Genomic DNA, 15,880 nt, shown 5'->3' with positions numbered 1-15,880 from the left:
CCTTGCCAGCCATCAAGCTGCCCCCCCTGCCATGGATGCGCCGCTGGGGTCTGCCCGCTCGTGTGCTGGCTATTTTGGCGGTGGTCATGTTGCTGGACTTTGGCGCCAACGCCCTGCTGTTCCAGCGCGCCAATGATTTCGCGCTGCAGGAGGAACAGGCCGCACGCCTTGCCGAAAGCCTGACGACAGCGATCAAGCTGCTGGAGGCCGAGGCGCCACAGGATCGCGCAAGGCTGGCGCAGGAAATGACCAGCCCTGCCCTGTCTTTGCGCTGGGCTCCGCATGATGAAAGGCCGGTCGCATCGCTCGATCTGGCCGGACTGCAAAGGCAGTTGGTGCAGTATCAGCCGTCGCTGGCCCGCAACGGGTTGCAATTGCATCTGGCCCCGATCCGCCTGTCGCATGGGTTGGTTGGCACTTTGGTGCTGGCCGATGGGTCGGTGGTGACCTTCAGCAGCCATACGCAGGACACCTGGCCGCTCAAAGCTGGCCATGTTTTGCGCATGTTGCTGCCCACGGCTGCGCTGGCCCCGCTGGCGTGGTTGCTGGTGTTCGCCTCCTTGCGCCCTTTGCGCAAACTGGTGCGGGCAAGCCGCCATGTGGGCACACCCCATGCCCGCCCGTTGGAAGAAACAGGCCCTGTTGAAGTGCAGGCGCTGATCCGCGCCTTCAACGCCATGCAGCGCCGCATCGACGATTTGCTGGACGCCAACACCCAGACGGTGCTGGCCATCGGGCATGATCTGCGCACCCCCTTGGCCCGCATGCAATTGCGACTGGACGCGCTAGAGATGGAGGAGGAGGACCGCATCGCGCTGGACGCCGATATTTCCGAAATGCGCGACCTGTTCACCTCGCTCCAAAGCTTTGTCGACGCCGATGCGGCTGATGCAGCCAAGGAAAGGGTGGACGTTGCCATCATGGCCCAAACCTTGGTCGAAAGCGCCGAGGATCGCGGATTCGCCGCCGAATATCGCGGGCCGAACACCATGCCGATTGTGGCGCGTTCGCTGTCCCTGCGCCGCGCCTTGTCCAATCTGGTGGAAAATGCCCTGCATTATGCGGGCGATGTGCAGGTCATCATCACCAGCAGCCCGCGTGAGGTGGTCATTCGCGTTGAAGACAGCGGCCCGGGCATCCCCGAGGAAAGCCTTGGAAAGGTGCTGCAGCCCTTCATCCGTTTGGATGCCGCGCGCAAACGGGACACCGCGGGCATGGGATTGGGGCTAGCCATTGTAGACCGCGCGATCCGGGCCGAAGGGGGTATTCTGGACCTGTCCAACCGGCCCGAGGGCGGGCTTTGCGCGACAATCCGGCTACCGATCATCGCCCTGCCCGCCAAAACGGGCTGAACGGTTCCCGTAGCAACATTTTATTACAAAGCAGCGCGGATCAGGAAAGCTGCCGGACATATTCTCTCACCATAGCCGCCACCCATGTGGCGAGACCTATCTCGCAGAGGTGAGACCCATGAACGAATTGCTTGGCCGCGTTTTCAGCTTTGAAAAGACTGTTTTTCCCGCCAGCGGCGAACTTTTCGCCAAATTGTCCAGCGAGGGCCAGTCGCCCAAGGCGCTGATGATTTCTTGCGCCGACTCGCGCATCGTGCCGGAACATATCCTGCAGGCAAAGCCGGGTGAACTTTTCGTCTGCCGCAATGCGGGCAATATGGTGCCCAGCTATGGCGCACAATTGGGCGGCGTTTCCGCGACGGTGGAATATGCTGTGGCCGTGCTGGGCGTGCATGACATCATCGTCTGTGGCCATTCCGATTGCGGCGCGATGAAGGCCCTGTCTCACCCTGTTGGTCTGGAACGCATGCCCAATGTGAAGGCTTGGCTGGAGCATGGCGCGGCAGCGGAACATATTGTTTCCACCTGCAAAGGCCATCTGAAAGAAGGCGAGCGCGTGCGCGCCGTGACGCTGGAAAATATCATCGCCCAGATTGCCCATCTGCGCACCCACCCATCGGTGGCCGCCGCCATTGCCAAGGGCCAGATGGCGCTGCATGGCTGGTTTGTCGACATTCACGCTGGCCAAGTCTTGGCGCTGGATGGCGACACCGGCCATTTCGTGCCGCTGCGCGAAGATGCCCCCCTGCCCGTCGCCTTGCCTGCGTTTCAGCGGATCGCGGATGAGCCCCAAGCAGAGGCAGCAGAATGACACAGAATACACAAAAGACAGGGATGTTTTCGCATCTCATCAATGATTTGACAGCCTCCATCGTGGTGTTTCTGGTGGCGATGCCGCTTTGCATGGGCATCGCCATCGCGTCGGGTGTGCCGCCTGAAAAAGGGCTGATCACCGGCCTGATCGGCGGCATGGTCGTCGGTATTTTTGCCGGTTCCCCGCTGCAAGTCTCCGGCCCTGCTGCTGGCCTTGCGGTGATCGTGTTCGAATTTGTGCGCGATTATGGCATGTCGGCCTTGGGGCCAATGCTAGTGCTGGCCGGCGCCATCCAGTTGGTGGCGGGCATGCTGCGTCTGGGCGCGCTGTTCCGCTCGATCAGCCCTGCCGTGGTGCATGGCATGCTGGCCGGCATTGGCGCGCTGATCGTGCTGGGCCAGTTCCACATCTTGTTCGATGCCAAGCCTTTGTCCAACGGTCTTGCCAATCTTTCGGCCATGCCTGCCCGCGTGCTGGGCCTGTCGGCCACCGACTGGAAAGCGGATGAACTGGCGCTGATGCTGGGCCTCATCACCATTGGCGTGATGCTGGCTTGGGAAAAACTGCGTCCGGCCAAGCTGGCTTTGGTGCCCGGCGCCTTGCTGGGCGTCACTGCGGCGACGGTCGTGGCCTCTTTCGCGGGCCTGCAAGTGGCGCGCATCACCGTGCCTGAATCCCTGGTTGCCGCCTTTGGCGTTCCCGATGCGGGATTCTTTGGTCCTTTGGGCAATCCTGCCATCATCACCGCCGCTATCGCCGTGGCCTTTATCGCCAGCGCCGAAACGCTGCTGTCGGCTGCTGCGGTGGATCGCATGCATGATGGCGTGCGCACCAATTACAACAAGGAACTCTGGGCGCAGGGCGTGGGCAATATGCTCTGCGGTCTGGCCGGTGCCTTGCCGATGACCGGCGTGATCGTGCGCTCCTCGGCCAATGTGCAGGCAGGGGCCAAGACGCGCCTGTCCACTATCCTGCATGGCGTTTGGATTTTGGGCTTTGTCGCCCTACTGCCTTGGCTCTTGCGCGAAGTGCCGATGGCGGCACTGGGCGGCGTGCTGGTCGTCACAGGCTGGCGTCTGGTCAGCGTCAAGCATGTCACCCATCTGTTCCACACCCACGGCCCCATACCCGCCGTGATCTGGGCGGCGACCTTTATCCTTGTCGTTTCCACCGACCTGTTGACCGGCGTGCTGGTCGGCCTTGCCCTGTCACTGATCGAGGTGATCCCCCATGGCAAGCGCGTGGCGCTGAAGGTGGAAGAACGCCAGCATGAGGACACGCATCACGTGACGCTGAAAGGCGCGGCGACTTTTGTGACGCTGACCAGCCTGACCGCGAAGCTGGAGCGTGTGCCCTATGATCTGAAGGTCCATCTGGATCTGCACGAGGTGCATGGCATGGACCACACGACAGCAGAAATGTTGAGCGAGTGGATCAAGCAGCGCCGCAGGGCCGGTAGTCCTACGCTGATCAGCGGGCCGGAAAATCTGACCCGTCCTTTGCCTGCTTAACAAAAACCCCCGAAGGACCATCTCCTTCGGGGGTTTTTTCATGGAATTTAAGTCGCCGGTTTGGTGGCGAACCAGATCACATGGCGCGGCCCCTTGCCATTGCTGCGGGCACGGACGCCCACTTCCTCCACCGCAAAGCCCACTCGCGTCAGGCGGCGGGTAAAGCTGGGGTCCGGCCCCGCCGACCAGATCGCCAAGACGCCGCCAGGGCGCAGGGCGTGTTTGGCGGCGCGCAGACCCTTCTCCGAATAGATGCGGTCATTCTCAGGGCGCACCAAACCGTCCGGCCCATTGTCCACGTCCAGCAGGATCGCGTCATAAGTGAGATGGCCCGCCGCAATCGCATCAGCGGCATCGCCATGTTGCAGGTTAACGCGCGGATCATCCAGACAACCCGCCGCCACTTCCGCCATCGGCCCGCGCGCCCATTGGATGATTTCGGGCACCAGTTCGGCCACGGTGATCTTCGCCTTGGCGTCCAGCGCCGCCAGAGCGGTGCGCAGGGTAAAGCCCATGCCATAGCCACCGATCAGCCAATGTTCGGCGGGGCGGTTCCCCAGACGCTCATGGGTCAGATTGGCCAAGGCCTCTTCCGAGCCGCTCATCCGCGTGCTCATTAATTCATTGTGGCCCATCACGATCATGAAATCGCCACCGCGTTTGTAGAGCGTCAATTCCTCGCCGCCGGGCACTTGCGCCTTTCCAAGCAATTCGCGGGTCTGCATAGAATCGTCCTGTCCATCAAAGTTGGAGGCGCCATGGACCAAAGCGGCGCGCGACACACGGCTTTTCTGGACGTTTGCCAACAAGGCATGGCCGCCAAGATTTTCTTCAAACCGGTCAATCAGCCATTGCGCGACATAACTCCACTTTATCGGTAGAGAATTTCTCGTCCCATGGATCCCCCATGAGACCGCGGCCTTTGATCCTGTGTCAGCTTGCTCCGCGTCACCAACCGCTAAAGCGATACGAACCCTGTTTCGGCGATCAAGCCTGAAGGGGGCTCGTGTCTGAACCCTTTTACACAAGGATATTGACCCGTGCCCCAGTCCCATGTTCATACCGACCTCCCCCGCCCGCCACTTGTCCTGCGCTCGTTGAGCGCTCCCCTGCCGCATCCCTCGTGGCGCCAAACCGGTCTTCGCAATGAGCAAACAAAATCCAACATCTCCGCCGACGAATTCTGGCAGCGGCTCGGTCTCTGACATGGGTGCCTATGATCTGGGCGCGGTGACGCAATCGCTGCGCCAGTACCGCCGCCAGTGGCGCGTGGCGCAGGATCATGATTCGGCCTATGGCGCGCATGGCTTTCCATCACGGTTAAAACTGGGCGCGATTATCGACAATCTGGCCGCCGCCCTGTTCCCGATGCGCCTTGGGCCCCGACATCTGACGCAGGAGACGGAGGATGCCTTTGTGCTGCAATCCCTGTCGCGCGCTTTGGACGATCTGGCCGAGCAGATCCGCATGGAATTGCACGCTGGCCGCGCCGCGCATGAGGCCGAAATCTGCGCCGAGGCGCGCCGCATCGTGGGCGCTCTGGCACAAAGCCTGCCCGACATTCGCCGCCTGCTGGACACCGATCTGGAGGCCGCCTTTGCCGGAGACCCTGCCGCGCGCAGTGTGGACGAGGTGCTTTTGTGTTACCCTTCGCTCGCCGCGCTGATCCCGCATCGCATCGCCCATGTGCTGTACAACCAAGGCGCCCCGCTGGTGGCCCGCATCATCACCGAGATCGCCCATTCGCATACGGGTATCGACATCCACCCCGGCGCGCAGATTGGCGAGAGTTTCTTTATCGACCATGGCACCGGCGTGGTGATCGGCCAGACCGCGATCATCGGCCGCCATGTCCGCCTTTATCAGGCGGTGACCTTGGGCGCGCGCAGCTTTACAGTCGATCCGCAGGGCCATCTGGTCAACACGCCGCGCCATCCCGTGCTGGAGGACCGCGTGACGGTTTACGCAGGCGCCACCATTCTGGGCCGCGTCACCATTGGCGCGGGCAGCGTGATTGGTGGCAATGTCTGGCTGACGCAATCGGTGCCTGCGGGAAGCCAAGTGCGGCAGGGCAAGCCCAGTGTGTCCATCGAGAGCGATGCGCTGGCCGATTGGCCGATGGGGTGACCGGCGCGATTTTCCGCTTGAAACCGGCGGGATAGGCGATAGCCCTTTGCCCATGACAGCCCCAGCACCCACTACCACCATTTTCGAAACCATGTCGCGTCTGGCGCAGGAAACGGGCGCCATCAATCTGGGGCAAGGTTTCCCCGACATGCCAGAGCCGCCCGAATTGCTGGCAGCGGCGGCAGAGGCCTTGTTACAGCGCTCTAACCAATACCCCCCGATGCGCGGCCTGCCCGCATTGCGGCAAGCGCTGGTGGGCTGGTACGCACGCCATCAGGGGCTGCCTCTGAGCGAGGAGGAGGTGCTCGTCACCTCCGGCGCGACAGAGGCGCTGGCCGCCGCCATTCTGGCGCTGGTGCAACCTCGGGATGAGGTGATCCTCGTCCAGCCCCTGTATGACGCCTATCTGCCCTTGGTTCGGCGTGCAGGGGGCCTGGTGAAACTGGTGCATTGCCGCCCCCCCGAATGGCGGTTGGACCCACAAGACATTGCCGATGCGATCAGCCCTCGCACCCGCCTGCTGGTGCTCAACACGCCGAACAACCCCACCGGCACCTGCCTCGACCGCTCCACGCTGGAGGCGATTGGCGCGCTGTGCCAGCAGCATGACATCACCTTACTATGCGACGAAGTATGGGAAGCGACCTTGGTGGATGGCAGCGAGCATCTCTCCGCCCTGCACATCCCCTCCCTGCGCGACCGCACGGTAAAGGTTGGCTCTGCGGGTAAAATTTTCTCGCTGACCGGGTGGAAGGTAGGCTGGGCCATTGCCGCGCCGGCACTGGCGCAAAAGATTGCTGCGCAGCATCAGTTCCTAACCTTTACCACCGCCACACCTTTGCAACATGGCGTGGCGCAGGGGTTAAACTTGCCCGAGGATTGGTTTGTCACGCATCGTCAACGCTATGCACAGGCCAAGGCAAGGCTGGTACGCGGATTGCAGCAGGCAGGCTATGTCGTGCTGCCCAACAGCGGCACGTGGTTTGTAAGCGTAGATCTGGCCGCGTCAGGCCTGCCGGTCGATGACGCCCAACTGGCGCAGGATCTGGTGCGCGAGGCCGGCGTAGCCGCTGTCCCCGTATCCGCCTTTTATGCCGATACGCCCGAAACCGGCTATTTGCGCCTGTGTTTTGCCAAAGGGGATGAAGTTCTGGACGAGGCGGTGGCGCGTCTGGCGCGCTATCGGGTGAACCAGCGCAGGGCGTAGAAACAAGCATGGCGAGACTTTTCAGCCTCGCCATCTGCTTCAACTTAACTTGCCACTTGGAAGGTAAGTGGCGGAGAGGCAGGGATTTAAATGGCTGAAATCTGCCGCCCCTGCCACATATTCCTGTGCCCACGGCACGGTTAAACGTAACGATGCGTTCGTAATTAGATGGCGGAACTACCGCAATGTTGCATCCAACGCATCAACACAGCTCAACAAGTCCTCCGGTTGGAGGTGGACGTAGTTCTGCATGGTGATCCGCACATCGCTATGCCCTGCCCACATGCTGACCTTGTGGATTTGTATCTGCTTGGCCAGCAGCGTCAGGCAGGTGTGGCGCAGCGAGTGGTGGCAGACGTCCTTCCAGTCCGGCCCCAGTTCCTTCCTCAGTTTGGCCCAGTAGTCCTGCGCGGTGCTGGTTCTGAGGTCAAACAGGGTGACCGCATGTTCGACGTTATGCTCTTTCGCTAGGGCGATCTCCTTCCGGCGGACCTCAACGAGGTCTTGAAGCGCCGCTGCGAGGTCTTCGGTGAGAGGCAGGCGGCGGGGCTTGTCGTTCTTGGTGGTGTAGCGTGGGAACTGCACCCATGTGCGCCCCAGCTCGGTGACCAGCGCGCCTGCGGAGTCATCAAGGCTGACCTGCAGGGCTTCCGAAAGACGGCAGCCGGTGTGCAGAAGGAAGCGGAGGAGGAGAGCGATCCGGCCCCACTTCAAGGAGGGGTTGGCTGCTTGCAGCTCGGCCACCTTCTGGAACATCAGCGCCTGCTCGTCAGCGGAGAGGACGCGCTCCCTCTTCCGGCCCTTCTTGATCTTGGGGCGGCGAGGTACGCGCTGCAGGATGGGCACACCCGTGTTGTTCCCTCCGTCCCAATCGAGAGCGAAGTCGAGGGCCTTGTAGAGGGAGTCAAGCTTGCGGCTCACTGTCCCCGACTGGTTGCCCTTGTCCTCAAGGCGCTTGCGGACATCGCGGATGACCTCGTCAGTCACCTCGGTGACCTGCAGCTTCCCGATGTAGCTGCTCAGGATGCGGAGGTTGCTCAGGATCGTGGCCTGAGACTTAACGTCCTTCCAATGCTCCCGATACACATGATCGAAGAGCTGATCCACAGTCACGCCCTTGGTCTTCTGCTCGACCGCAGCAGGTTGCAGCCGGTCCTCTTCAGGGTCCAGCCCCATAAGGATGCGCTGCGCTTTCTTGCGGGCCAGCACGAGGTCACGGGTGCCCAGTGACACCCGCTTGCGGACGCCTTCAACCTCATGGTCGAGGATGTAGATGCCCGAGTCTTTCTGTCTAAGTCTCATCTCTGCTTCCTTTGATAATAGCCGCCAGACCGACAGCAACTTCGCGGCCTTCAGCCGTAAGCTCCAAGAACTTATGACGGCGGTCATCTTCATTCTCTACAGCTTCAACCCATCCTTTAGGCAGCTTATGCTTGGCCTTCTCCCGCTCTTCTTTAGGGAGCGCAGCGACTTCTGCTATAGCCTTACGTGTGGCAGGCTTGAACTTATCCATCACACGCTCGGGTGACGAACCCAACAGAGGCGCTCCCGTGAGGTCATCGCCTAGGTCGTCAGTCAACTGGGTCAGCGTGAGCTGTTTGCCCATCGCCTGCTGGTGCATCAGAGCAACGAGGGCATAGACCTGTCGAAGGGTGGTGCGCTCAGGCAGTGTTTCGGCCAGCGTAGCCAGCGCGGCGCTCAAGTTCCCTAACTCGTAGGCGGTGGAACTCAAAGCGGGCCAAGATATGGCTTGTTTCGGTCTCCGTGACATTGCGTTCATCCTTCAGTTGACCTGCGGTAGTGCAGCCTTCCTGTGATGCGGCGGTGGTAGTGTCAACCATTCTTGTTTTACTCCGTCTTGTTGCGCCCCTCATTCACGCTTGGGATGCGGAGAGCCAGCGACCTTGGCTATCCCAGCGCGTCAGGAGAGGACCATGTTTCCAGCATGTTGGCCGTCGAGCCTGCTGGGGGTCGTTCTCCTAGAGGTTCCTATCGACGTAGGAAAGGGTATGTTCTCAGTTTGTTCACAGCGTGTCACTGTCCCGTTTCAGGACATTGCCGATTTGTTGCAGAATGTTTCCAACACCATGCAGGCCACGCGCTGCCCAGCCTGCAAGGTTCCATAGGAGGACCAGCGCCAACGCGATGGCCCAGATTTCAAACACGATGGTCACGAGGTCCGCTCTTCGGCATCCATAAAGTCCCAGTGGAAGTCCCGCGACTCTTGCGGGTTGTCAGCCCAGTGACCGAGGCTGCGCATCCCGTTGTAACGGGTGCCTCCCTCGAAGGCGCAGTTGTTCTCCACGAAGGCTTGCGCGTCCTCGGCAGAAGGTGCTTCGATCAGCGCTTCGTAAGGCGTCACCTCGGTGACGAGGTAGCGGACCTTGAATATCTTTTTGGCAGTGTCAGGCATCGTTGATCTCCCCATAGACCACCTCGCGGAACAGCTCCCGCGACTGCCGGTGGTACGTCATCATGCGACTGTAGAAGCGATGTCGGGCATCGCGCTGGGCGGGATCACTCCGCGCCTCTTTCTTAATCTTGCGGCGGGCGCGGCGGATCACCTCAATGTAGGTGTCGTCCGCATGCAGGTTCAGGCGCAGGTAGGTGCTGAACATGGCGTTCTCCATTCATGGTGACCAGAAGCCCACGCTAGGCGGGCCTCAGATCACCCCCGCGCCACGGCGGGGATGGGCTAGTGTTACTGGGCAGGGGAACCGCAGGTGGCCGCGAAGACCACCACAGCGATGATGCAGAGGTGACAGAAGGTCTGCAGGGACACGTAGGGTTCGAGGTCAAACATCAGCGGTCACCTCGCGGCTATCATGACCAGCCAGCAGGGCATGAATAAGGCGACCCTCGCGCTTCCCAATGCGACCACGGCGGGCGCGGCGGTTGTGCTTGTCGATCTCGCGCTGCACGGCGGTGGGGCTATAATCATGCATGCTCTTGGTCCTCCTTGGTGGGCTTGGGGTTCTCTTGGGCGCAGACCTCGCGGCTCTTTTCGAGCGTGGCGATGCGGCGGCTGTTGTAACCGGCCATGAAACGGGCCGAGGGGTAGCGGCGGGCCATCAGAAAGGCTCCACTTCGACGCCAGCGCAGAAGAGCTGGAGCTTGGCGACAGGGCCGTGCGGACCGTCTGCATCGCAGTCGTTGTCGATCCAGTTCTCGACCCCGATGGACAGGCAGCGATAAGCCAGCGGACCAGAGGCATAGGTGGACATGGTGTGCCCGTCCTCAAAGGTCAGGCGCATCTCATAGGGGCCGTCCTCATAGGTCATGGTGCTGACGATATAGCGCGGGGTGGGCAGCGTCTCGGCGGGTGCCTTAAGGCTGCGCAAGGGAATAGCGCGGGCCATCAGTGGGCGATGGCGGGCACGAGCTGCCACGCATTGTTAGGGGTGTTGCGGGGCTTGAAGCGGATGGCGCTCTGGCCTTCGCAGTGCTTCTCGCGCCACTTAGGGGCACTGCCGGTCACCTGTTGGTAGCGCTTGGCAAACTTGGTGAGGTCAGCGTCTTCCTCAAGGAACATGTGACCATGCGCAAGGTACGAATAGCCCGAGAAGTCCTTGGCGGTCAGGCCGAGGGCATAGAGAACATTGGCAGGCACCTTGCCCCACGCATGGGACGGGTCAGCGAAAACGGTGAAGGTCTTTTGCATGTTGTGGGTCTCCACAGAGTGACAGCAGGGCCACGACAGGCGCGGCGCTGGTGACACCCCCGCCCCGAAGGGCGGAAGCGGTTAGGCGATGATCTCGACGACGATTTGCAGGCGCTTCTTGCCGCTTGGGTGATAGGCAGCGGGCGCGATGCCGCCTTGGTCAGCCACAAGGCCGTCTTTCAGGGTCACCACATGGCCCTTGATGTTGAGCATGTAGGTCACCCCAGCGCGGGCATGCTTCTTGGCAAAGGTGGCCACAGTGCAGCAGGGGAAGAGGTCTTCCCGACGATCCTTGAGCCACGCATAGCGGGCAGCAGGGACGGCCAGCAGCTCCACAAAGGCCACGTTAAGGGTCTGCAGGGCAGACCGGCGGTCTTTCGCATAGGTCCGGCCTTCCCAGCCTTCGCCATAGCCGCCAGCAGCCTTGACGGTCTCCCAAGCGGTTTCGAAGGAGACCCCAGCGCAGAGCGCGACCGACAGGACGCCACAGTGCGGCGCATGGCTCCCATTGTAGCCATCGGGGTATGCAAGGCGGCTCATGCGCTCTTCCCCTTGTTCAGGATGTCCAGCGCGGTGGCCCATTCCTGCAGGCCTAGGGCGTTGTCGAAAGCCTCCGCAGGGTCTGCGGCATAGTAGGCCAGCGCTTCCGCTTTTTCGCGGATGTCGTCTTGGGTCTCCAGCCCGAAAAGGCGGGTGATTGCCGTCTGGCGCAGGGTGACGCGATATTCCTGCCATTCGGTCTTCTTGACCACGATGTCAGGCAGGACGCGCACGGCTTCCTTAAGCGCCTTCTTGGTTGTGATTGCCATTTTACCGGCTCCCTTGTGAGTGACAGAAAGACCGGCGAACCGGCCCTTGTGTCACCCCCGCCCTAAGGCGGAGGATGCAACGTTACGGATATTAGGAAGCCCTCTTGCGGGCATGCTTCGCCCCTCCCCCATGCGCCGCGATGGCGATGGAGACTTTGGCCTTGCCGCTAGTGCCCATGCAGGCCCTGCAGGCGGCGCATTCGGTCTTCTTTCCGGCTTCTTCGGAGGCGGGGCAGATGACTTCTAGGCCCTTGACGTTCTCGCCTTCGGAGGCGGTAACGCGAAAGGTCCGGTAACCCTTGGCTTGCGCTTCGGACACATCCGCAAGGCTATCTGCGGATGCCATGACAAGGCGCGACCACATGGCAGGGATAGCGCGCCACTGGTGGGTGTAGCCGGTCCAGCCTTGCGCCGCGCCGGTCACATAGGACCAGATGGAAAATGGAGCGGCTGCAGGGTCACCATAGGTGCCAAGGCGAACCATGCGACCGGCGAGAAGTGCGCGGCCTTCCGCTGCGGTCACCTTGGGATAGACCCCGCGCTTGTAAGCCTCAAAGACGGTGCGCGGGCCATGAATTAGGGTAACGTAGCAAGAGCGGTCTTTGCCCGTTCCATCGCCACGATGTGGGCAGGTGCCACAGATAGAGGCGTCTTCACCGGACCGGACCGCCTCTAGCGGGTGGATGTCAGCGCGGATGATGTAGGTTTGAACCATCGCGCCGGTTTTGGCGTTGCGGCTTGCCTTCGCTAGGCCGGTGGCAATGACGACAATCGGCTTGCCGTCGATCTGCGAAGGCCCCTCGAAAAGGATGACGCCTGCAGGTGTTTTTGACATGCGGGAAGCTCCAAAAGAGTGACAGAAAGACCGGCGAACCGGCCCTTGTGTCACCCCCGCATTGCTGCGGAGGATGGAATGTTGCGGGTATTACGAACGCGACAGACGGTTCTCGGCCCAAGAGTCCAGAGCGGCCACGGCGTCAGCCAAGAGCCACCCACGGCGAAGGCGACGGCGGATGTAATCCACCCCGATGCACACGGGGATGTCTGCAGCGCGGGCAAAGTGAAGAACAGAGCGGACCTCTGCGGTTTCTTCTTTGGTCATGTGAAATCCTTTCGACAGTCACCATAAGACCGGAAAGACCGGCCCTAGGGTGACCGGCGGTTACCTTTGGGAGACTTTGCCTAGCCGTTAGGAAGGCGCTGGAAAGCCAAGGGGAACCGCAAGTCACTTGCGCTTGATTAACAATGAGAAAGAGCGGGGCCGGTTGGCGTCTCGCCGTCCGGTGAAGCCATACCTAGGCCCATTCGATAACCGCGTCAATGCGGTTATCTCATTTTTTTTGATAGATGCATCATTCCATGTGTTAAAAGGCTGATTTCTAGGCAAACTTTTTTCATCATCCCTGCCCCTTCCGGTCTCCCCTAGGGCCTCCCCTGCCCACTTTCCGGCCCTTCCGGTCTCCCCTAGGCCCTGCCCTATCGCCTCCCCCTAGGCCCTGCCCTATCGCCTCCCCCTAGGCCCTTCCGGTCTCCCCCTAGCGCCGCTCCCTGCCCCTTCCGGTCTCCCCTAGGTCACCACGAAAAAAACAGGGGAGACCAGAGGCGCGGTCAAATGTCACCGCAAGTCCCTTCCGGTCTCCCCTAGCGCCGCTTGCCGCTCCCCTTCCGGTCTCCCCTAGTCACACATGGCGCTTCGCAGGGGATACGAACGGCGGAAAGCCTAGGCGGATTGCCAAGGGGTGACGGCTAGACCGTGCCAATGGCCGATTGCAGGGGGTTTTGCGCGGTGGATAACAGACTCCCGCGCGGTATATAAACTCCCGCGAGGCTCACCAAGGGGGCCATGGGGGGAACTGGGTCGAGCGCACGTATATAAGGGGGTTCGGATAACTGACCCCAAAACCATTTGAGATCAGTCACTTCCTTTTTTGCGAGGCTATAGGGAGGGGCTGGGAAGGTCCCCTATAAGTTACCTATAGATACACTACAGGTAACTTCAGGTTCCCTTCCAGAGGCCATCAGGAGAGAGGTATCACCTCCCTCCCCTGACCTTCCCTCCCCATCCCCTTCCACTGATCCTACCCTTGGCTCTCTTAGAGACCACAGCAGGTTCCACAGGGGCTTCCTTGATGATGGTGCCAGAGAAGAACTCCTTCTCCCACTTGGCCTCCTCACGCCTCTTCCAGTCCTCCTCGGCCTTCATCTGGTCCCGGTTGAGGTACTGGGTCCAGTAAGCAGCAGCGAGAGCAAGGACGTCCAGACGGTCGTCATGCTTTAGCGCTCCGCGCTGGGCGGTGAGATGGGTGAGCTGATAGAGACCACGCTTGACGGTGTCGGGGAACGCGAGGTCCTTCCGCACCACCGAGGTGTCGATAGCGAGACGGTGCTGCGCTAGGAGCGGTTCTAAGAGGCTCAGGATGCGGAGTTCCTTCTGACCGCTGCTCTTCACCTCCTCAACGGGAACGGCTCTGTAGCGGGCTAGGACAGGCTCCAGCAGGCGATTGAACATGCCGTCACCAAAGTTACTTTCGGTGACCACGAGGTTGACCTCTTCGTCCGCAGCGATCTTCGCCAAGGCGTGGAGGGTGGAGTCCGCATAGCCATCGTTCAGGCCTCCCCACTGGCGGACATAGATCACGCCGTTGAGGAACTTGGTCACGCAGTATGCGGTCTCGTCCTTACCACGACCCGAGGGGTCAACATGCAGGACACTTCCGGTGAACTCGGAGAACTCCGGGGAGAGGTACATGGGTCGATGCAGGCGGTCACCGTCGAAGCCGACGTTGGCCAAGTCCTTGAGCGCCAGCTCAGGACCACTGCCCCATGCCACACGGACAGGAGCGATCTTGCGGTCGATGTCCATGACCATCAGGTCTTTGGTCTTCAGAGGGTACTTGTCGGCGTCAGACAGGCTCGTGTCGAGCTGCATCTGCAGGAGGAAGGCGGCAGCCCGGAGTTCCTGTTCGCGGGACATGAGGTCCAGCTCAGAGAAACGTGCAGGGTCTGTAGGCTTCCCGCCGAGGGTTGAGGCGACCGGCTTGCAGAGACTGGGGTCCCGCTCCATGTCCTCCTTGAGGATGGGCGCGAGGTGGTCCTTATAGTTGCTGAAGCGGTCGGCGGTGGGATAACGGGCGGGCCAGATACGGACCTCGTAGCCCTTCTCGGGGAGACGACGATAGATCGACTCTTGGGACTGCGGGGTACCCAGATAGACGATCTCGCCGTCTGGCTTCAGGATCGCGGCGTACTCTGCAGTGCGTCCTTCCAGCTTCTCCCGCATGGATTCGGTTTCAGCATTCTTGGGGACCTCGACGTCATCCGAGATCAGGAGGTCGGCGCGGCTCCCGGTCAACTGACCGAAGATGCCCACGACCTTCACCGAGGGGGACTTGTCGGGAACCGCAGGGCCTACGTCGAAGGCCAGTGCCGAGGTTCGCTGGCCCATCTTGGGGCGCAGCTCATCCCACAGGCCATCGCCTGCGGAGTGTTCGATGATTTGCTTGATGAGGGTCGCACATTCGGTGGCCAAGGTTTCGTTGGCAGACACGATGACGACTTTGAGCTGGGGGTCTTTCCAGAGACGCCACACCACATAGGCGCAGGTTAGGAAGGACTTGCCCACCCCACGGAACGCCTGAATGAAGCGTCGGGCGGGGCCGAGTTGAAGGTAGCGGGCAACGTCGAGCTGGACACGGGTCGGCTGCGGGAGCAGCATGACATACTTCCAGACGTACCAGATGAACTTGAGGAAGTTCTCCTGGAGCTGCTCCTTCGATGAGAGCTGGGTGATGGATGTCCTCTAGGATGGGCTGGGAAGCCCGTAGGAGGTCAGGTCAGGCGCTTGTGCTACTAGGGTAGCCAGCGGGGCACTGAAGGACTCCTACGGGACTCTCAGGGCTTAGTAAGCCGAGGTGATGCCGTAGCCATCAGCGGCACCACGCATGGTGAGCTGATAGTCGGGACGACGCTGGGTTGCGGTGATCAACTGGGAACCCGAGAAGGTCCACAGGACAACCGTGAAGGAGCCGTCAGGGTTAGCGATGGACGAGCCAACATAGGTCTGGCCCGCATAGATGTCGATGATGTTGCCGGGGATCGCGGTGCCCACCAGAGTGTGCGTGGCGGGCGTGTAGCTCGTCAGCACAGGGCGGTCGTTGTAATCCACGAAATCCGCGTACTCATCCATGCGACGATCCTTGACCGTCAGCGCAACCACCGCGCCACTGGCAGGAGCCGAAGCGAGGGTGACGAGGTCACCGGCCACGGCGTTCACCGCAGGACCGGCAGAGCCGTTGACGAGGACCGAGGTCACATCAGAGGTCGCTTGGACGGCGACAGGAAGCTGGAAGACGGTGCGAGTGCCGTCCCCGATAGAAGTGAAAGTTGCAGGCATTACAAA

21 protein-coding genes are annotated in these 15,880 nt (G+C 61.3%); 5 read left to right on the top strand and 16 right to left on the bottom strand.

Annotated features, from left to right (window positions below; genetic code table 11):
* The first annotated feature begins 2 nt into the window (after nucleotides 1-2).
* The 3 genes from EOE18_RS15420 to EOE18_RS15410 all read left to right on the top strand — a co-directional run bounded on the left by EOE18_RS15420 (nucleotide 3) and on the right by EOE18_RS15410 (nucleotide 3,677).
* A complete protein-coding gene (locus EOE18_RS15420; protein WP_246027473.1) occupies nucleotides 3-1,352 on the top strand; it encodes an ATP-binding protein in 1,350 nt (449 codons plus the stop codon).
* A 118-nt stretch (nucleotides 1,353-1,470) separates the two neighbouring features.
* Nucleotides 1,471-2,163 carry a carbonic anhydrase gene (locus EOE18_RS15415; protein ID WP_127711158.1) on the top strand — a complete coding sequence of 231 codons (693 nt, stop codon included), beginning with the start codon at nucleotides 1,471-1,473 and terminating at the stop codon, nucleotides 2,161-2,163.
* A 23-nt stretch (nucleotides 2,164-2,186) separates the two neighbouring features.
* Nucleotides 2,187-3,677: a SulP family inorganic anion transporter gene (locus EOE18_RS15410; RefSeq protein ID WP_127711156.1), complete on the top strand. Its 1,491-nt coding sequence runs from the start codon at nucleotides 2,187-2,189 to the stop codon at nucleotides 3,675-3,677.
* Between the two features lie 47 nt (nucleotides 3,678-3,724).
* Here the strand turns inward: EOE18_RS15410 and EOE18_RS15405 are convergent, their stop codons facing one another.
* On the bottom strand, nucleotides 3,725-4,402 hold the full coding sequence (locus tag EOE18_RS15405) for a spermine/spermidine synthase domain-containing protein (protein WP_127711154.1): 678 nt from the start codon (nucleotides 4,400-4,402) through the stop codon (nucleotides 3,725-3,727).
* Between the two features lie 481 nt (nucleotides 4,403-4,883).
* Between EOE18_RS15405 and epsC the strand changes: the two genes are divergently transcribed.
* The gene (epsC, locus tag EOE18_RS15400; protein WP_246027472.1) at nucleotides 4,884-5,804 is read left to right on the top strand and encodes a serine O-acetyltransferase EpsC; all 921 of its coding nucleotides are present in this window, start codon (nucleotides 4,884-4,886) and stop codon (nucleotides 5,802-5,804) included.
* Between the two features lie 52 nt (nucleotides 5,805-5,856).
* Complete coding sequence (locus tag EOE18_RS15395) at nucleotides 5,857-7,011, top strand: aminotransferase (RefSeq protein ID WP_127711150.1); 1,155 nt, start codon at nucleotides 5,857-5,859, stop codon at nucleotides 7,009-7,011.
* Nucleotides 7,012-7,188: 177 nt separating this feature from the next.
* On the opposite strand, the gene EOE18_RS15390 is transcribed toward EOE18_RS15395, so the two are convergent.
* The 15 genes from EOE18_RS15390 to EOE18_RS15340 all read right to left on the bottom strand — a co-directional run bounded on the left by EOE18_RS15390 (nucleotide 7,189) and on the right by EOE18_RS15340 (nucleotide 15,874).
* Nucleotides 7,189-8,313 carry a tyrosine-type recombinase/integrase gene (locus EOE18_RS15390; protein WP_164852782.1) on the bottom strand — a complete coding sequence of 375 codons (1,125 nt, stop codon included), beginning with the start codon at nucleotides 8,311-8,313 and terminating at the stop codon, nucleotides 7,189-7,191.
* Nucleotides 8,303-8,713, bottom strand: a complete 411-nt coding sequence (locus EOE18_RS15385) for a hypothetical protein (protein ID WP_127711146.1) — start codon at nucleotides 8,711-8,713, stop codon at nucleotides 8,303-8,305. Before EOE18_RS15385 ends, EOE18_RS15390 begins: the two co-directional genes overlap by 11 nt.
* A gap of 322 nt (nucleotides 8,714-9,035) precedes the next feature.
* Nucleotides 9,036-9,185, bottom strand: a complete 150-nt coding sequence (locus EOE18_RS18525) for a hypothetical protein (RefSeq protein WP_164852781.1) — start codon at nucleotides 9,183-9,185, stop codon at nucleotides 9,036-9,038.
* A complete protein-coding gene (locus EOE18_RS15380) occupies nucleotides 9,182-9,424 on the bottom strand; it encodes a hypothetical protein (RefSeq protein WP_127711144.1) in 243 nt (80 codons plus the stop codon). Before EOE18_RS15380 ends, EOE18_RS18525 begins: the two co-directional genes overlap by 4 nt.
* On the bottom strand, nucleotides 9,417-9,629 hold the full coding sequence (locus EOE18_RS15375) for a hypothetical protein (protein WP_127711142.1): 213 nt from the start codon (nucleotides 9,627-9,629) through the stop codon (nucleotides 9,417-9,419). Before EOE18_RS15375 ends, EOE18_RS15380 begins: the two co-directional genes overlap by 8 nt.
* A 177-nt stretch (nucleotides 9,630-9,806) precedes the next feature.
* Nucleotides 9,807-9,956, bottom strand: a complete 150-nt coding sequence (locus EOE18_RS18520; RefSeq protein ID WP_164852780.1) for a hypothetical protein — start codon at nucleotides 9,954-9,956, stop codon at nucleotides 9,807-9,809.
* A complete protein-coding gene (locus EOE18_RS18960) occupies nucleotides 9,949-10,083 on the bottom strand; it encodes a hypothetical protein (RefSeq protein ID WP_281278047.1) in 135 nt (44 codons plus the stop codon). The genes EOE18_RS18520 and EOE18_RS18960 overlap by 8 nt, the downstream gene beginning before the upstream one ends.
* Nucleotides 10,083-10,370, bottom strand: a complete 288-nt coding sequence (locus tag EOE18_RS15370) for a hypothetical protein (RefSeq protein WP_127711140.1) — start codon at nucleotides 10,368-10,370, stop codon at nucleotides 10,083-10,085. Before EOE18_RS15370 ends, EOE18_RS18960 begins: the two co-directional genes overlap by 1 nt.
* Nucleotides 10,370-10,672, bottom strand: coding sequence for a hypothetical protein (locus EOE18_RS15365; protein WP_127711138.1), 303 nt, complete (start codon nucleotides 10,670-10,672; stop codon nucleotides 10,370-10,372). The genes EOE18_RS15370 and EOE18_RS15365 overlap by 1 nt, the downstream gene beginning before the upstream one ends.
* 81 nt (nucleotides 10,673-10,753) lie before the next feature.
* On the bottom strand, nucleotides 10,754-11,212 hold the full coding sequence (locus EOE18_RS15360; RefSeq protein ID WP_127711136.1) for a hypothetical protein: 459 nt from the start codon (nucleotides 11,210-11,212) through the stop codon (nucleotides 10,754-10,756).
* Nucleotides 11,209-11,481: a hypothetical protein gene (locus EOE18_RS15355; RefSeq protein ID WP_127711134.1), complete on the bottom strand. Its 273-nt coding sequence runs from the start codon at nucleotides 11,479-11,481 to the stop codon at nucleotides 11,209-11,211. Before EOE18_RS15355 ends, EOE18_RS15360 begins: the two co-directional genes overlap by 4 nt.
* A gap of 91 nt (nucleotides 11,482-11,572) precedes the next feature.
* A complete protein-coding gene (locus EOE18_RS15350; RefSeq protein ID WP_127711132.1) occupies nucleotides 11,573-12,316 on the bottom strand; it encodes a hypothetical protein in 744 nt (247 codons plus the stop codon).
* Nucleotides 12,317-12,406: 90 nt separating this feature from the next.
* Complete coding sequence (locus tag EOE18_RS18515; RefSeq protein WP_164852779.1) at nucleotides 12,407-12,583, bottom strand: hypothetical protein; 177 nt, start codon at nucleotides 12,581-12,583, stop codon at nucleotides 12,407-12,409.
* Between the two features lie 930 nt (nucleotides 12,584-13,513).
* A complete protein-coding gene (gene terL / locus EOE18_RS15345) occupies nucleotides 13,514-15,271 on the bottom strand; it encodes a phage terminase large subunit (RefSeq protein WP_281278048.1) in 1,758 nt (585 codons plus the stop codon).
* A 108-nt stretch (nucleotides 15,272-15,379) separates the two neighbouring features.
* Nucleotides 15,380-15,874, bottom strand: a complete 495-nt coding sequence (locus EOE18_RS15340) for a hypothetical protein (RefSeq protein WP_127711131.1) — start codon at nucleotides 15,872-15,874, stop codon at nucleotides 15,380-15,382.
* Nucleotides 15,875-15,880 lie beyond the last annotated feature (6 nt).

Source organism: Novosphingobium umbonatum (genome assembly GCF_004005905.1).
In the GTDB taxonomy this organism is placed as follows: domain Bacteria; phylum Pseudomonadota; class Alphaproteobacteria; order Sphingomonadales; family Sphingomonadaceae; genus Novosphingobium; species Novosphingobium umbonatum.
Note: the sequence above shows the minus strand (reverse complement) of the source record. Positions and strands in the feature narration are given on the sequence as shown.

What these genes read in the sequence shown, in the direction of transcription:
- EOE18_RS15415 (WP_127711158.1), top strand. Translation starts at nt 1,471, where the DNA reads ATGAACGAATTGCTTGGCCGCGTTTTCAGCTTTGAAAAGACTGTTTTT.
- EOE18_RS15410 (WP_127711156.1), top strand. Translation starts at nt 2,187, where the DNA reads ATGTTTTCGCATCTCATCAATGATTTGACAGCCTCCATCGTGGTGTTT.
- EOE18_RS15405 (WP_127711154.1), bottom strand. Translation starts at nt 4,402, where the DNA reads ATGCAGACCCGCGAATTGCTTGGAAAGGCGCAAGTGCCCGGCGGCGAG.
- epsC (WP_246027472.1), top strand. Translation starts at nt 4,884, where the DNA reads ATGGGTGCCTATGATCTGGGCGCGGTGACGCAATCGCTGCGCCAGTAC.
- EOE18_RS15395 (WP_127711150.1), top strand. Translation starts at nt 5,857, where the DNA reads ATGACAGCCCCAGCACCCACTACCACCATTTTCGAAACCATGTCGCGT.
- EOE18_RS15390 (WP_164852782.1), bottom strand. Translation starts at nt 8,313, where the DNA reads ATGAGACTTAGACAGAAAGACTCGGGCATCTACATCCTCGACCATGAG.
- EOE18_RS15380 (WP_127711144.1), bottom strand. Translation starts at nt 9,424, where the DNA reads ATGCCTGACACTGCCAAAAAGATATTCAAGGTCCGCTACCTCGTCACC.
- EOE18_RS15375 (WP_127711142.1), bottom strand. Translation starts at nt 9,629, where the DNA reads ATGTTCAGCACCTACCTGCGCCTGAACCTGCATGCGGACGACACCTAC.
- EOE18_RS18520 (WP_164852780.1), bottom strand. Translation starts at nt 9,956, where the DNA reads ATGCATGATTATAGCCCCACCGCCGTGCAGCGCGAGATCGACAAGCAC.
- EOE18_RS18960 (WP_281278047.1), bottom strand. Translation starts at nt 10,083, where the DNA reads ATGGCCCGCCGCTACCCCTCGGCCCGTTTCATGGCCGGTTACAACAGC.
- EOE18_RS15370 (WP_127711140.1), bottom strand. Translation starts at nt 10,370, where the DNA reads ATGGCCCGCGCTATTCCCTTGCGCAGCCTTAAGGCACCCGCCGAGACG.
- EOE18_RS15365 (WP_127711138.1), bottom strand. Translation starts at nt 10,672, where the DNA reads ATGCAAAAGACCTTCACCGTTTTCGCTGACCCGTCCCATGCGTGGGGC.
- EOE18_RS15360 (WP_127711136.1), bottom strand. Translation starts at nt 11,212, where the DNA reads ATGAGCCGCCTTGCATACCCCGATGGCTACAATGGGAGCCATGCGCCG.
- EOE18_RS15355 (WP_127711134.1), bottom strand. Translation starts at nt 11,481, where the DNA reads ATGGCAATCACAACCAAGAAGGCGCTTAAGGAAGCCGTGCGCGTCCTG.
- EOE18_RS15350 (WP_127711132.1), bottom strand. Translation starts at nt 12,316, where the DNA reads ATGTCAAAAACACCTGCAGGCGTCATCCTTTTCGAGGGGCCTTCGCAG.
- EOE18_RS18515 (WP_164852779.1), bottom strand. Translation starts at nt 12,583, where the DNA reads ATGACCAAAGAAGAAACCGCAGAGGTCCGCTCTGTTCTTCACTTTGCC.
- EOE18_RS15340 (WP_127711131.1), bottom strand. Translation starts at nt 15,874, where the DNA reads ATGCCTGCAACTTTCACTTCTATCGGGGACGGCACTCGCACCGTCTTC.